Source organism: Bacteroidota bacterium (genome assembly GCA_035506275.1).
Taxonomy (GTDB): Bacteria; Bacteroidota; Ignavibacteria; order UBA10030; family UBA8401; genus JAGVPT01.
The window spans coordinates 38,460-54,361 of sequence record DATJPT010000007.1 but is presented as its reverse complement, the minus strand read 5'-3'; the positions used below and the strand labels follow the sequence as shown (position 1 = coordinate 54,361).

Here is a 15,902-nt window from a genome sequence, read left to right as displayed (position 1 = left end):
CTGTCTAAACGATCATGCCTCGCCGCATCACTAAACAACAGGACGAACCTCTCCGGAAGAATATCCGGCTGCTCGGCAACCTGCTCGGCCAGGTGATTGAAGAGCAGGAGGGCCGCCGTCTGTTCGAGCTGGAAGAGCAGATCAGGCAGACGTCAAAGCAGCTCCGCCAGCGGTACGATCCGTCGCACCAGCAGACGATGCGGCGGCTGATCGGCGCAATGGATCCGTCCGACATGGCAAAGGTTGTGAGGGCGTTCGCCGCATATTTCCAGCTCACCAACACTGCAGAACAGCATTACCGCATTCAGCGGCAGCGGAGTTATTTGCTGCAGCATCCCGGGAGCGGGTATCCCGGCTCCTCGCAGGACACATTCGAGAAATTGAAAAAGCTCGGCGTAAAGGAAGATGACATCGCGGCGCTTTTTTCACGCCTCTCGATCATGCCGGTCTTTACTGCTCACCCCACCGAAGCGGCACGGAGGACAATCCTCGAAAAGCACTCGCGGATATGGAAGCTGCTCGAAGAATTTGACCACAACAACGCGACCGCCGCCGAACGATCAGCGCTGGAACACGAGATCAAACGGCACATCACGAGCCTCTGGCAGACGGAAGAAACGCGCTCGTACAATATTTCCGTTCTCGATGAGGTGTACAACGGGCTTTATTATTTCCGCAACGTGCTGTATAGAACGATCCCCAAATTTTACCGGGATCTCGAGCGCGCTGCAGCGGCGGTCTATCCGCAATGGAACTCCCCCATTCCGTCGTTCATCAGGTTCGGCTCGTGGATCGGAGGGGACCGGGACGGCAACCCGTTCGTTTCCGCGGACGCAACATGGAAGACCCTGCAGCGGCAGGCGAAAACGATTCTTGAATTGCACCTGCATGCCGTCGACGAACTTTTCGTCGAGTCGAGCGAGTCGTCGAAGGTCGTCGGCGGGAGCGAGGAGTTGCTCCAGTCCATACGCAGCGACAAAGCGATGCTGGAGAAACCTGCCCAGGTGCGCAACGACGATGAAGTCTACCGGGTGAAGCTTGCGTACATTTACCGCCGCCTGCAGTTCAGGATCGACTACACCGACGGAGACGCCTCCCACGCGGAGTTGATGTATCATTCCTCATCCGAGCTTCTTGACGACCTTCACATCCTCGACAGGAGTTTGCGCGCACACAAAGGGGAACTTCAGGCGAATGGATTGTTGAAAGATCTCATCCGCAACGTTGAGACGTTCGGTTTCCATCTGGCGACGCTCGATATCCGGCAGCATCGGAGCGTCCACACCGAAACCATCGCAGAATTGTTGTCGCAGCGTTCCGTCCAGTATTCGGCGATGACGGCCGAGGCGCGCGAAGAATGGTTGACCGAGGAATTATCGAGACCCGGCGTTCCCTCGTTCAACGAATCAACGCTTGCGCCAGCCAGCGCGGAAACCTTGGCTGTTCTGCGGAAGGTCAAGCGGGCGCAAACGGAGATCGATGGACTTGCCGTCCGGTCGTATATCATCAGCATGACCGAATCGGCTGCGGATGTGCTGGAGGTTTTGTATTTGATGAAATGTACCGGCCTTTTCTCGGCCGACGCGGCTCGCCGTATGAGTTCGCTCGATGTTGTCCCTCTTTTCGAAACGACGAAGGACCTCGATGCGGCGCCGGAAACAATGGAGCGCCTGTACCGCAACCAGGCGTACCGCCGTCATCTCGAAAGCCGCGGACGGCGTCAGGAGATCATGATCGGCTACTCCGACAGCACGAAGGAGGGGGGAATTGTCGGCTCGCACTGGTCTCTTTACAAAGCGCAGCGGCATCTCACGAAGATCTCACAGCTTGCGGACATCGATTGGATCTTCTTTCATGGCAGAGGGGGAACCGTGGGACGCGGCGGCGGGCCTGAGTACGAAGCGATCCTTTCACAGCCGGCGCATTCGCTCAATGCGAAAATAAAAATCACGGAACAGGGGGAAGTTATTTCCCTGAAATACGCTCATCCCGCGATCGCGCAGCGGTCGCTCGAGCTGACGACGTCGGCAATGCTGATGGGTAACATCCCGAAGGCGCATCTCGACCCGGAGTTCGACAGGAACCGGACCCGCTGGTTCGAGGCGATGGACGAGATCGCGCAGCACAGCTACACCGCATACCGGCGCACAGTCTACGAAGAAAAGGATTTCGTGAAATATTTTGCCCAGGCGACTCCGATCGAGGAGATCATGAAACTGCAGATCGGTTCGCGTCCCGCCAAGCGCGTGGCGAGCGAACGGATCGAGGACCTGCGGGCGATCCCGTGGACGTTCGGCTGGATGCAGAGCCGCCACGTTCTGCCCGGATGGCTCGGAGCGGGGGAAGGATTGAAGAAATTCCTGTTCGGCGAGAGCGCAGCGCCCGATCCGAAGAAACTGAAGTTGCTCCGGCAGATGTACCGCCGATGGCAGACGTTCCGTTCGCTGATCGACAACATGCAGATGATCCTCGCGAAAGGGGATTTTACGATTTCGAGAGAGTATGCGTCGCTTGTCGTGCCGAAAGACTTGGGAGAACGAATCTACGGTCTCCTCAGGGAGCAGCACGACACAACGGAAAAAATGATCCTGCTTGTCACAGACCAAAAGGAAATTCTTGAGAACAACGAAATGCTGCTCCGGTCGATCCAGCTCCGGAACCCGTATGTAGACCCGTTGAGCTACATCCAAATAGAACTTTTGCGGAGGCTCCACGGAAAAGAACTTTCGCGTCCAACGCAGGAGGAGCTTGAACAAGCGATTTTCCTGAGTATTAACGGGATCGCGGCGGGGCTCAGGAACACCGGATAGATGTTCGCGGTGGACGGTTATTGATTTTTTGCCTGAACAGAAAGATATTAAGCCGTGAGAAATTGCGGAGGACGCAATGGGAGTGAAAACAAGGTATTTCGGTTTCGCCCTTGTCTTGCTTTTCTCAAATCAAGATCTCAGCCGCGATGCGATCACGGCGAAAGGAGACTCGGCAATGAATATGAAAGTCAGCAGCACAGCGTTCAACGAGGGGGAAACGATACCGAAGAAATTCACGTGCGATGGCGACAATATTTCCCCTCCGCTTGAATGGTCGGGAATTCCGGGCGGCACGAAGAGTATTGCGCTCATCGCCGACGACCCCGACGCCCCCCGCGGGACGTGGGTCCATTGGGTGTTGTTCAACCTTCCGGCAGATACAAAAGGGCTTTCGGAAAACGTGCCGCGGCACTCGACGCTCAAGAATGGCGCCCGGCAGGGAATGAACGATTCGCGTCAGCTTGGATACGACGGTCCATGCCCGCCGGGGGGCACGCATCGTTACTTTTTCAAGGTCTATGCGCTCGACGCGAATGTCCCGCTGGAGACCGGCGCGACCAAAGCCCAGCTGCAGAAGGCCATGGAGCATCACATTCTCGGAGAGGGGCAATTGATGGGAACCTATAAAAGATAGTATTGGTGAAGGAGAGATTTTGCCGTCAGGAAGATCTAATTCATTATTCTCCATGTCACACCTTTAAGGAATGAGAATATGCATCGGCAAACGAAATATATTTTGATCACCGGGTTTGCATGCTGCGCGTTTTTTCTCTTAGGCGCCCTGGTTGAGGAAAAGACCTCGTCCCCCATTACGCGCGATGCCATTGCAAGTGCGGAGAAATTATTCGGTTTGAACTTCACGAATGCGAAGCGGGATTCGATGATCGACGGCCTTAAGGACCAGCTGACGAACTACCAGAACATCAGAAAGATCACGCTCGCGAATAATGTTCCCCCCGCGCTGGCGCTGAATCCGATCCCCGTCGGAATGAAATTTGAATCTTTGCGAAGGCCCTTCATGGCGAGCCCGGCGGGCACCGTCGCCGTCCCGGCGAATCTTGATAATCTCGCCTTCTCTTCTGTCGGACAGCTGGCGGAATTGATCCGCACCAGGAAGGTAACGTCGCTGCAGTTGACGACGATGTATCTGAACCGGCTGAAGCGATACGGCCCGAAGCTTCTTTGCATTGTGACGCTTACCGAAGACCTCGCGATGAGACAGGCAAAACAGGCGGATGCCGAGATCGCCGCAGGAAAATACCGCGGACCGCTTCACGGAATTCCGTTCGGCATCAAAGATCTGCTGGCGACGAAGACATACAAGACGACATGGGGAGCAGCTCCATACAGAAATCAATTGATCGATGAAGATGCAACGGTTGTCAGGAGATTGGAAGATGCGGGGGCTGTTCTTGTCGCAAAACTCTCGATGGGGGAGCTTGCGATGGACGATGTTTGGTTCGGCGGAATGACGCGCAATCCGTGGAACTATAAAGAAGGGTCGAGCGGATCGTCCGCCGGTTCTGCATGCGCGACATCCGCTGGATTGGTCGCGTTTGCCATCGGCACGGAGACATGGGGGTCGATCGTCTCCCCGTCGACCGTTTGCGGGACGACCGGTTTGCGTCCGACGTACGGGCGCGTGAGCAGGACCGGAGCGATGGCGCTTGCCTGGTCGATGGATAAGATCGGGCCGATCTGCAGGACGGTCGAGGATTGCGCGCTGGTGTTCAACGCCATTTATGGTCCCGACGGAAAAGACCAGACGCTGTACGACGTCCCGTTCAACTACAGCCCAAAGATTTCCTTGAGCACATTGAAGATCGGTTACCTGAAGAATGATTTCGACAGCGTGAAGACGAACCGGGAGAACAACGATTCGTCGTTTGCGGTGCTGAAAAGATTGGGCGCAAAACTGATACCGGTGACGCTGCCGTCGCTGCCGATTAACGACATGTCGATCATTCTCACCGCTGAAGCAGGGGCATCGTTCGACGAGCTGACGAGGAGCGGAAGGGACAGCATGCTCGCGCGGCAGGCCAAGGATTCGTGGCCGAATATCTTCCGGAGCGCCCGCTTTATTCCCGCGGTGGAATACATCCAGGCGAACCGCGTGCGGTACCTCGCCATCCAGGATATGGCGAAGCTCATGGGCCAGGTAGATGTGATCGTTGCGCCCCCGTTCGACGGCGATAACTCGCTGTTGACGAACCTGACGGGGCATCCGTGCGTTGTCGTCCCGAACGGTTTCTCGAAGAAAGGGACGCCGACGAGCATCACCTTTCTCGGAAAACTGTTCGACGAAGCGACGCTGCTTGCCGTCGCGAAACAGTACCAGGATGCGACCGATTTTCACCTCAAACATCCGAAGCTTGAAGAGTAAATCATGAAGCGGAAGAATATTGCCAGCGGAACGCCGTGGGAGCCGATCGTCGGCTATTCACGGGCCGTCAGAAGCGGAAATAAGGTCTATGTCTCCGGCACGACGGCGACGGACGCGGAAGGGAAGATCATCGGTGCCGGCGATCCGTACGCTCAGACCGTCCAGACGATAAAGAATATCGAGTCGGCGCTCAAGAAAGCCGGAGCAAGTTTACAGGACGTTGTGCGCACGCGGATGTTTGTCGTCAATATCGCCGACTGGGAGAAGATCGGTAAAGCACACGGAGAATATTTCAAGAATATCCGGCCGGCGACAAGCATGGTCGAGGTTCGCAGGCTCATCGCGCCGGAGATGCTGGTCGAGATCGAAGCCGATGCGATTATCGGGAAGAAGAAAAAGTGAAGGAACGGTGTGCATGGAGCGGTACGGATCCGCTCTATATTGAATATCATGACAACGAATGGGGCGTCCCTGTCCACGACGACCGGAAATTATTCGAGATGCTTATTCTCGAAGGGGCGCAGGCGGGTTTGAGCTGGATAACGATTCTGCGAAAGCGGGAAAATTACAGGAAGGCATTCGATAATTTCGATGCGAAAAAGATCGCCAGGTACGATCAAAGAAAAATAAGATCGCTGCTCAAGGACGAAGGGATCGTTCGCAACAGGCTTAAGGTCGCCGCAACGATCGGCAATGCCAAAGCGTTTCTGGATGTTCAGAAAGAATTTGGGAGCTTCGATGCGTATCTCTGGCAGTTTGTCGGCGGGAAGACAATTTACAATAGACCAAAGAGGCTAAAAGACATCAAACCGGAAACAAGGGAATCCGACGCCATGAGCGCCGACCTAAAAAAAAGGGGATTCCGGTTCGTCGGATCGACGATCTGTTATGCGTTCATGCAGGCCACCGGCATGGTTGACGATCATACAATGTCCTGCTTTCGAAAAAAAAGGTGATTACGAAAGCGCGCGGACACTAAAGAAACGGGGAAGATGATCTATCACCCTTTAACTGAGAAAGAAAAGAGGATTGCGGCCGGCATTGTTCATGCGGGTTTTGATGTTCACAGGAATATAGGACCGGGGCTGCTGGAAAAAATATTTTGTTTTTTTTTCACGAGCATGAAAAGAGTGGCTTTCATGCTCAGCCTCAGGCCAGGCTTCCAAAAATTTATGCCCCATGCATCAAAAACGGAATCAAGCGTTTCATAATTTAAATTCTTGCCATCGCGTTTTGGTGGTTTCAAATCACATCTAATAACACCGTACCATGAAAAACATTATTAAAGGGAAAGCGTTTGTCCTGGGGAACGACATCGACACCGACCAGATCATCCCGGCCGCTCATTTAGTGTATAAGCTGGATGATCCGGAGGAGAAGAAGAACTACGGAAAATTCGCCTTGTCGGGCGTCCCGATAGAAGCATCCGGGCTGCCGGCGGGACATATTCCGTTCATCAAAGAGGGAAAATGGCAGTCCGAGTACAAGATCATCATCGGCGGAAAGAATTTTGGCTGCGGCTCTTCGCGGGAACATGCGCCCGTCGCGCTCAACATCGCCGGCATCGAGGCGGTGGTGGCCGAATCGTACGCGCGGATATTCTACCGAAACTCGATCGACGGCGGCTTCGTCGCGCCGTTTGAGACAAGCAAACACCTCTATCAGGAGATTAAGACCGGGGATGAGCTCTCGCTGGACACGGCGAAGGGGATCCTGACAAACACGACACGTCAGGTTGTCTATCAATTAAATCCGCTCGGTGATATTGAAGGAATTCTCCGTGCCGGCGGAATTTTTTCCTATGCGCGGCAATCAGGAATGTTGAAGGAGCACTAACGTGGAGCAAAAAAAGGAGCAGGCTTTTGTGACCAACGAGGAAGCGTCGACCCGGGGGGAGAAGATAAGCCTCAACCGGGCTATCGCGATCATCGGCGCTGGAAACATGGGAACATCCCTTCTGAGGGGAATCTTGAACGCGAAACTTGCCCCTCACGACAAGATCATCGCTAGCGGCACTCACTCCGCAAAACTGGAAAAGCTCGGCACGAAGTGGAAGATCAATCACACCCTCGATAACGTCCAGGCGGCACGGTTTGCCGACATTGTCATGCTGTGTGTGAAGCCGTACACGATCGGCAAAGTTCTCGACGAGATCCATTCGGCCTTGCGCGAGGACCAGATGCTGATCTCCATCGCGGCGGGGGTGACGATCGATTCGATCCTGTCACGGACGGGGAAAAACAATCCGATCGTCCGGGCGATGCCGAACATTGCCTCCACCGTCGATGAAGGAGCGACGGCGGTTTCTTTCGGACGTTTCGTGACTGAAGAGCAGCAGCGGATCGCCATTTCGATCTTTGAAGCGGTCGGCGAGGTCGTCGTTGTCGATGAATCTCAGCTCGACGCCGTGACCGGCCTGAGCGGCAGCGGTCCTGCCTACATCTATATGGTGATCGAAGCGCTGATCGACGGCGGCGTGAAGATGGGGCTGCCGCGCGACGTCTCCACAAAGCTTGCGATTCAAACAGTGCTCGGTTCCGCAAAGCTCGTCAAGGAATCGAATCTTCACCCGGCCATCCTTCGCGACCAGGTCACGACGCCGGGGGGGACCGCGATCAACGCGGTGCACGAGCTTGAATCGCACGGGCTTCGCTCGATGCTGATCAACGCCGTCGCCACGGCGGCGAAGCGGTCGAAAGAATTGAGCGAGATGATCAATAAGTAGTAATGAATTAAGAATGATAGTTTAGAGAAAGAAGAAAACGGAAAGAGGATCTCATTGTATACTATTACGGTCATACCGGGCGATGGCATTGGAAAGGAAGTGGTCGGAGGAGCTCTAAAAGTTTTAGAAGCCGTTTCCAAAAAATACAAGCATCAATTCACGTTCAAGCATGCGCTTGCCGGCGGAGCGGCGCTGGATGCCGTCGGAATTCCGCTCCCCGATGAGACGCTCAAAAGCTGTCGCTCAAGCGATGCGGTGCTGCTCGGCGCGGTTGGCGGACCGAAGTGGGACGATAATCCTCCGAACCTCAAACCTGAACAGGCGCTGCTTGGGCTCCGGAAAAATCTCGGCCTCTATGCCAACATCCGGCCGGCGAAGATCTTTTCTGCGCTGCTCAACGCATCGGCGCTGAAGCGGGAAGTTGTCGAAGGGATCGATATTGTGGTTGTTCGCGAGCTGACGGGGGGAATCTATTTCGGGACACCGAGGGGGATCGAAACAAAAAATGGGGAGCCCGTGGCCACCAACACGCTTGTCTATGCGGAGTCCGAAATTCAGCGCATCGCAAAAAGCGCGTTTGACATCGCCCGGAAGAGAAGAAAAAAAGTCTGCTCGGTTGACAAGGCCAACATCCTCGAAACGTCGCAGCTCTGGCGGAAAACGGTCGTCTCAGTTGCACAGCAGTACCCGGACGTTGAACTTTCGCACATGTATGTTGACAATTGCGCCATGCAGCTCGTGCGAAACCCCCGTCAGTTCGACGTTATCGTTACGGAAAACATGTTCGGCGATATTTTAAGCGATGAAGCGGCAATGCTGACAGGCTCCATAGGCATGCTGGCGTCGGCCAGCCTGGGGGGTAAAGTGGCGCTGTACGAACCGGTGCACGGCAGCGCTCCGGACATTGCCGGACAGGACAAGGCGAATCCGCTTGCTACGGTGGCATCGGTGGCATTGATGCTCAGGTTTTCGTTCGACCTCCAGAAAGAGGCGGAGGATGTGGAATCGGCGATCGAAAAAGTCCTTGATAATGGATATCGAACTCCCGATATTGTAACAGAGAATTCAAAGAAAATCGGCACTCAGGAAATGGCGGAGCGGCTTTGTTCCGCGATCGTGACATCATGACCCAAACGACGACCATAACTACGACCACGCTGACGACGCCGCGCGTCCGAGCGCTTTCGTGTGTGTAATTGTTCTCTCAAAACTCCACGAAGCCTCGAAGAACACTCGAGGCTTTTTTATTTTGGGCCACGAGGGCGTTAAGACACAAAACATTTTGGTGAATGTGCGTCTTCGCGGCCTATTTTAGAATGGATTAATTATGATCACAATGAAATTTGGCGGAACATCGGTCGGCGACCTTCAGCGGCTCCAGGAGGTTGCAACGATCGTTCATTCATATCTCCCGCAGCATCCTGTTGTTGTCGCCTCGGCGATGGCCGGCGTCACGAACATGCTCCTCGATACCGCGCAGCTTGCCGTGCAACGCGACACCGATCGGGTGAAGAAAAACATTGAGGCGCTGAAGGAAAAACACCTCGACGTCGCAAATACGCTGCTAAAGCATGCCGGCCGCCATAAAGAACTGATCCATAGACAATCGCAGCTCATCGAAGAACTGGCGAACCTCTACCGCGGCGTCAGTCTATTGAAAGAACTCAGTGTTCGGTCGCTCGATGCGATCGCTTCGTTCGGCGAGATCCTCTCGTGCCTGCAGCTTGCGGCCATCCTGAGCGACCATGAGATGACCGCCGAGTTCGTCGACGCCCGAACGCTTGTCCGCACCGACGGCCACTTCGGCGAAGCGGCCGTCGATTTTGCCGTGACCAACGCGAATATCAGGAAGACACTGCAGCCGATGGTGGGAAAGAATGTTGTTCCCGTGGTGACAGGGTTCATTGGCAGCACCGAGGACGGGCTGACGACGACGCTCGGCCGCAGCGGCTCGGACTACACCGGCTCGATCGTCGGCGCGGCGCTCGACAGCGAAGAGATCTGGATCTGGACCGACGTGGACGGAGTGATGACCGCCGACCCGCGGTACGTCAAAGGGGCAAAGGTCTTGTCCGAGATCTCCTACCGGGAGGCCGCCGAGATGTCGTACTTCGGCGCAAAGGTGATTCACCCAAAGACGATGATGCCGGCCATCGAAAAAAATATTCCCATAAGGATCAAAAACACTTTCAACCCGTCGCATCCAGGTACATTGATCTCGCATACGACCTCGGCGATCGAGCGTTTTGTGAAGAACATCACCTCCATCGATAATCTCAGTCTTGTGTCGATCGAAGGAAACGGCATGGTCGGAGTGCCTGGAATTTCGGCGAGGATTTTCTCGGCCCTAGCCCGCGTGCGCGTCAACGTGATGATGATCTCGCAGGCCTCCTCGGAACACAATGTCTGTGTTGTCATTCCTCAAAAGGACTGCGGAAAAGCCGTGGCGGAGCTCCGGAGCGAATTTGAGGTCGATATCGCCAAGAAGATCGTCGACGATATTAAATTGCAGGAAAATGTCTCCATCGTTGCGGTGGTCGGGGAGGGGATGAAGGGAATGCGCGGGATCGCGGGGAAAACGTTCAGCGCCGTCGCCAACGCGAACGTCAATATTGTCGCTATTGCGCAGGGTTCGTCCGAATTGAACATCTCGCTCGTTGTCGAACAGGCGGAGGTGCGCAAAGCCGTTCAGGCAATTCACGACGCATTCGAACCTCGCTAGAGGAAGAATCAAATTGCAAAGAGCAAAGAGACAAATCAAAATTCAAAGTGAGAGAGCACATGTCATTACACCATGTTTAATTTTTTCGTTATACTTTTGTTCTTTACATTTTACACCTTAACGTTATCTTCTTCAGGCCTTTAATTTTTGAAAAAAAACCAGGCTCCAAAGTAGAATTCAAGACAAGGAAAAGTATCGTCATGCGATTTTTAATTTTGTCAATATATTTTTGCTCTTTACATTTTCCAATTTAATTTTATTCCTTCAATGATCTCCTCTCTTCTCAAGTGTATCTCTTGCGGAAAAGAATTTCCGCTGACTGAGGTTCGCTTTACATGCACCTGCGGTAATCTGTTGGATGTGGAGCATGATCTGTCCGCATTGAAGAAGAAATTCCGACTGTCAAAAAAGTATTTTGACAGCAAGAATACCACACTTCACGGACAGCCGTCCGGCGGCGTGTGGCATTTCCATGAAATTGTCCTTCCTTCTGCCAAAGAAAATGAGATCGTTTCCAAGCAGGAAGGAAACACTCGACTCTATCAAAACAGAAAGATCTCCTCGTGGCTGGGTCTCAAACGATTTTATCTGAAGCATGAGGGGGAGAATCCGACCGGTTCGTTCAAAGACCGGGGGATGACTGTAGCGACAACGCAGGCAAAGAGGCTTCGTCAAAAAGCGGTGGTGTGTGCCTCGACGGGGAACACATCCGCTTCGCTCGCGGCGTATGCGTCCGAGGCGGATATTACCGGCTTGGTCCTGATACCGAAGGGGAATGTCGCCGTTGGGAAAATCTCACAGGCGCTCGCTTACGGTACGAAGACGCTCGTTGTCAACGGAGATTTCGACGACTGTATGCGGCTCATCTTTGAGGCCCAGGAAAAACTGCAGGCGTATCCGTTGAACTCGATCAATCCGTTCAGGCTTGAAGGGCAAAAGACGATCATCTGGGAAACGCTGCAGCAGCTTGATTGGAAAGTCCCCGATTGGTTCGTCTTCCCCGGGGGGAATCTCGGCAACACGAGCGCTTTCGGCAAGGCGCTGCACGAAGCGCACCAGCTCGGCTTCATCGAAAAAATGCCGAGGTTTGCGGTGATTCAAGCGGAGGGGGCAAGCCCATTCTATCAGGCGTTTAAGAATGGATTTAAGGAATTGAAAGCACAGAAGGCTGAAACCATCGCGACAGCCATCAAGATCGGCAACCCGGCGAACTATACAAAGGCGATCAGATCGCTGCGGTGGACGAACGGCATCGTGGAAAGCGTCACCGACGAGGAGATCCTCGACGCGAAATCAGTCGTCGACGCAGCGGGCATTGGCGCCGAACCGGCTTCGTGCGCGACCGTGGCCGGGCTGAAGAAATTGCTCAGCGCCGGAACGATCAAACCGAAAGAAACCGTTGTCGGAATTCTCACAGGAAATATTTTGAAGGATCCGCAAATCATCGTTGACTATCATATCGGGAAAAAAGGTAACCGCTCGAACCCGCCCGTTGAGATTGCTCCCTCGATAAACGAGGTTGCAAAGTTCTTGTAGCCACGACGTTGAGAGCATCGAGTAAGAAGTAAGCAATAAAGAACTAAGAATACAGAATACAGGATTCAGAATTAAAAGCTAAGAACACAAGACTAAGAACTTCTACGCCCCCTATGAACATCAAGATTCCCGCATCAACATCGAACATCGGCCCAGGGTTCGACACGCTTGGGCTTGCCCTGAACCGGTACTTGTATTTATCGGTTGAGAAAGGGAATGGGGAAGGGGCGCCGCTCAGCATTTCTGTTGAAGGAAACGGCAAGGAACATATTGCAACAGATGAGTCAAACCTTGTCTACCAGGGAATGATTGCGCTGGCGAAGTGTGCGGGGAGTTCCCATGAGAAATCATTGCGCGGCATCCGTCTTCACATTAAGAATGAGATCCCGGCAAGCGGCGGGCTCGGCGGAAGCGGCGCGGCAATAGCCGGCGGCATCGTTCTCGCCGACGAGTTTCTTCAGACGAAAATGTCACGCGGCGAAATGCTGAACATCGCAGTGTCGGTGGAAGGGCACCCGGACAATGTTTCCGCGGCGCTGATGGGGGGATTGACGATCAATTGTTTCGACAATGGAAAAGTCCGCTGCCGCAGCGTTAAAATTCCGGCGAAACTTTCTGTCGTTGCGTGCAGCCCGAATTTTCAAGTCCTCACAAAGCAAGCCCGTCAGATCCTTCCAAAAGAAGTGCCGTTGAAAGATGCGGTGGTGAACATCGAGAATGTCGCGTCGCTCATCGCGTCGTTCATCCAGGAGGATTTTGAGGCGCTGAGGTTCGTTACAGGGGACAAGCTGCACGAACAATACCGCGCGACATTGATTCCCGGCTTTGACGAGGTCAAGAAAGCGGCCCTCTCAGCCGGAGCGCTCTCGTTCAACATCAGCGGCTCGGGACCGACGGTCTTTTCGTTCGCCACAAAGAATCAAAAAGAGATCGGCGCCGCAATGGTCAAAGCATTTTCTTCGCAGGGAATTTCTTCGTCGTATGAAATGATGATCGTTGAAAATGAAGGAGCGCGGGTCGTCGGGTAACAAAGCCGCCGCCTTGTTTCACTCTAAAAAATCCCCTATCTTGCTCACCACAACATCCCCGCTTTGAGGTTCATAAACAGCCAAACATGAGAAAAGTTGTCGTCACGGGCATCGGGTTGATCACTCCCATCGGTTTGTCGACCGAGGAGTCATGGAGGCAATGCATTGCCGGAAAATCGGGAATCGGCCCGGTGACACGCTTTCCTGTCGAGCAGTATCCGACTCGCATTGCCGGGGAGATCAAAGGATTCGATGTCACGAAATATTTCGAGCCGAAAGAGGCGCGAAGGTTCGACCTGTTCAACCATTACGCCGTCGCCGCGGCATTGGACGCGCTCAAAGATTCGGGCATTGAAATCACTCCGGCGAACGCCGAAAGGGTCGGCATCGTCATCGGATCAGGCATCGGCGGCGTGGTGAGCATCAGCGAGACGGCGATCAACGTCTCAAAGAACGGCCCGCGGTATGTGACGCCGTTCTTTATACCGGGGGCGATCATCAACATGCCGTCGGGATATATTGCCATTCGTACAGGGGCGAAGGGGCCGAACTACGCCGTTGTTTCCGCATGTGCCACGGGAAATCATGCGATCGCTGACGGATTCCATACGATCGGCCGCGGCGAGGCGGACGTCATGATCGTCGGCGGCTCCGAGGCGTCGGTGACGGAAGTTGCGTTTGCCGGTTTCTGCTCGGCGAGAGCCATGTCGAGACGGAACGACGAGCCTGCGCGCGCCTCGCGTCCGTTCGATAAGGACAGGGACGGGTTTGTACTGAGCGAAGGAGCAAGCGTTATTATTCTTGAGGAAGAAGAGCACGCGCGGCGGCGCGGCGCCAAACTTTATGCGCGCATGTTAAGTTGCGGGATGACGGCGGACGCATTCCACATCACCGCTCCCCCCGATGACGGCGATGGGGCCCGGCGAGCGATGAAACTCGCCGTCGAATACGCGGGACTCAAACCAGAGCAGATCGATTACATCAACGCTCATGGCACATCCACGGGGCTTGGAGATATCGCGGAAACGAAGGCCGTGAAAAAAGCCTTCGGCACGCATGCGAAGAAATTAGCGATGAGTTCGACGAAATCGATGATCGGCCATTTGCTCGGCGCGGCCGGGGCCGCCGAAGCGGCCTTCACAATTCTTGCTCTGCGGGACGGCATTCTTCCGCCGACGATCAACCTCGACAATCCCGACCCCGAATGCGACCTCGATTACGTTCCGAATAAGGCCCGGAAGCAGGAGATCCAGTACGCCATTTCAAACGGATTCGGGTTCGGCGGAACGAATGCGACGGTTTGCTTTGAAAGAATATGAAAAATGAAATAGGAAGGATCAAAAATTCTAACGGTTGCGAATTTCTCATTTTGAATTTAGAGCAATGTCAGGATCACGAAAAGTCAAAATCGGGTTGGTGCAGATGCGGTGTGTTGCGGACCCGGCTGAGAATGTGAAGAAAGCGATCGCCGGCGTTCGCGAGGCAGCGGCAAAAGGGGCGAACATCGTTTGTTTGCAGGAACTCTTCCGCTCGCTCTATTTTTGCGTCAAAGAAGAATACAAAGTGTTCGCTCTTGCGGAACCGATTCCAGGCGATACGACAAAGCGATTTCAATCGCTTGCGAAAGAGCTCGGCGTTGTCATCATTCTCCCGTTGTTTGAAAAGAGGGCCGAGGGAATTTATCACAACTCCGCAGCCGTCATCGACGCCGATGGAAGCTACCTCGGCAAATACAGGAAGATGCACATTCCGGACGACCCCTCCTTTTATGAAAAATTCTACTTCACTCCCGGCGATACCGGGTTCAAATCCTGGAAGACGAAGTTCGGCACGATCGGCGTCTTGATCTGCTGGGATCAATGGTATCCGGAGGCGGCGAGGCTGACGGCGCTTTCGGGGGCCGAGATTTTATTTTATCCCACCGCGATCGGCTGGGCGAAAGAAGAAGAGGCAAAGACGAAGGAGGAACAATTCCAGGGTTGGCAGATGATCCAGCGTTCGCATGCGGTGGCTAATGGGATTCCGGTCGTCTCGGTCAACCGCGTCGGCACGGAAGAAAATCTCGCGTTTTGGGGAGCTTCGTTTGTCGCTGACACGTTCGGCGAAATGCTTGTTCAAGCGTCGCACGATAAAGAAGAAGTGCTCATTGCCGACGTCGACCTGAACCGCTCCAACATCACCCGAACCCACTGGCCCTTCCTGCGCGATAGGAGAATCGATGCGTACGGCGGACTGACGAGCAGAATGCTGGACGGAGACGGCTGACAGTAAACAATGAACAATTAACAGCGAACAATGAACAAGAATCAGATTCGGGGGGAGAATGCTGAAGGAAGGGAACAACCTTTATTTGAAGGCTTTTAAGTTTGCAGTTCGTGTTGTTAAAGTGTGCAAGTGGATTTCCAACACTAAAAGGGAATTTATCTTATCAAAACAATTGCTTAGGTCGGGGACATCTATCGGCGCAAATATAGCCGAGGCAAACGGTGCGATTTCTAAATCTGATTTTTCCAACAAAGTTTCGATTTCGTATAAAGAGAGTCTTGAAACCAAATACTGGCTTTCTTTAATGAAGGAAACAAGATTCATTGATGGGAAATTGTACGATTCCTTGTTTACGGATGCTGACGAATTATCAAAAATCCTCTTTGCCATTCTAAAAACCACACGGATCCAAAACAGAAAAGATTGTTAACTG

General features: G+C 53.8%; 14 protein-coding genes. All 14 read left to right on the top strand.

The window, feature by feature from the left end; all coding sequences use genetic code 11:
- The first annotated feature begins 14 nt into the window (after positions 1-14).
- The 14 genes from ppc to VMF88_05070 all read left to right on the top strand — a co-directional run bounded on the left by ppc (position 15) and on the right by VMF88_05070 (position 15,899).
- Complete coding sequence (gene ppc / locus VMF88_05135) at positions 15-2,810, top strand: phosphoenolpyruvate carboxylase (GenBank protein ID HTY10435.1); 2,796 nt, start codon at positions 15-17, stop codon at positions 2,808-2,810.
- 76 nt (positions 2,811-2,886) lie between these two features.
- A complete protein-coding gene (locus VMF88_05130; protein ID HTY10434.1) occupies positions 2,887-3,444 on the top strand; it encodes a YbhB/YbcL family Raf kinase inhibitor-like protein in 558 nt (185 codons plus the stop codon).
- A gap of 78 nt (positions 3,445-3,522) precedes the next feature.
- Complete coding sequence (locus VMF88_05125; GenBank protein ID HTY10433.1) at positions 3,523-5,193, top strand: amidase; 1,671 nt, start codon at positions 3,523-3,525, stop codon at positions 5,191-5,193.
- 3 nt (positions 5,194-5,196) lie between these two features.
- Positions 5,197-5,595, top strand: a complete 399-nt coding sequence (locus VMF88_05120; GenBank protein ID HTY10432.1) for a RidA family protein — start codon at positions 5,197-5,199, stop codon at positions 5,593-5,595.
- Entirely contained in the window at positions 5,592-6,149 is a 558-nt protein-coding gene (locus VMF88_05115; GenBank protein ID HTY10431.1) for a DNA-3-methyladenine glycosylase I, read from the top strand. The genes VMF88_05120 and VMF88_05115 overlap by 4 nt, the downstream gene beginning before the upstream one ends.
- Positions 6,150-6,462: 313 nt before the next feature.
- The gene (locus VMF88_05110) at positions 6,463-7,029 is read left to right on the top strand and encodes a 3-isopropylmalate dehydratase (protein ID HTY10430.1); all 567 of its coding nucleotides are present in this window, start codon (positions 6,463-6,465) and stop codon (positions 7,027-7,029) included.
- 1 nt (position 7,030) lies between these two features.
- Complete coding sequence (gene proC / locus VMF88_05105) at positions 7,031-7,918, top strand: pyrroline-5-carboxylate reductase (GenBank protein HTY10429.1); 888 nt, start codon at positions 7,031-7,033, stop codon at positions 7,916-7,918.
- A 54-nt stretch (positions 7,919-7,972) separates the two neighbouring features.
- Complete coding sequence (gene leuB, locus VMF88_05100) at positions 7,973-9,046, top strand: 3-isopropylmalate dehydrogenase (GenBank protein HTY10428.1); 1,074 nt, start codon at positions 7,973-7,975, stop codon at positions 9,044-9,046.
- A 199-nt stretch (positions 9,047-9,245) separates the two neighbouring features.
- Complete coding sequence (locus tag VMF88_05095; protein ID HTY10427.1) at positions 9,246-10,640, top strand: aspartate kinase; 1,395 nt, start codon at positions 9,246-9,248, stop codon at positions 10,638-10,640.
- Positions 10,641-11,021: 381 nt separating this feature from the next.
- A complete protein-coding gene (thrC, locus tag VMF88_05090) occupies positions 11,022-12,176 on the top strand; it encodes a threonine synthase (GenBank protein ID HTY10426.1) in 1,155 nt (384 codons plus the stop codon).
- A 113-nt stretch (positions 12,177-12,289) separates the two neighbouring features.
- The gene (thrB, locus tag VMF88_05085) at positions 12,290-13,204 is read left to right on the top strand and encodes a homoserine kinase (protein ID HTY10425.1); all 915 of its coding nucleotides are present in this window, start codon (positions 12,290-12,292) and stop codon (positions 13,202-13,204) included.
- A gap of 86 nt (positions 13,205-13,290) precedes the next feature.
- A complete protein-coding gene (gene fabF, locus VMF88_05080) occupies positions 13,291-14,523 on the top strand; it encodes a beta-ketoacyl-ACP synthase II (GenBank protein HTY10424.1) in 1,233 nt (410 codons plus the stop codon).
- A 64-nt stretch (positions 14,524-14,587) separates the two neighbouring features.
- Positions 14,588-15,469 carry a carbon-nitrogen hydrolase gene (locus tag VMF88_05075; protein ID HTY10423.1) on the top strand — a complete coding sequence of 294 codons (882 nt, stop codon included), beginning with the start codon at positions 14,588-14,590 and terminating at the stop codon, positions 15,467-15,469.
- Positions 15,470-15,527: 58 nt separating this feature from the next.
- Positions 15,528-15,899, top strand: coding sequence for a four helix bundle protein (locus tag VMF88_05070; GenBank protein ID HTY10422.1), 372 nt, complete (start codon positions 15,528-15,530; stop codon positions 15,897-15,899).
- Positions 15,900-15,902 lie beyond the last annotated feature (3 nt).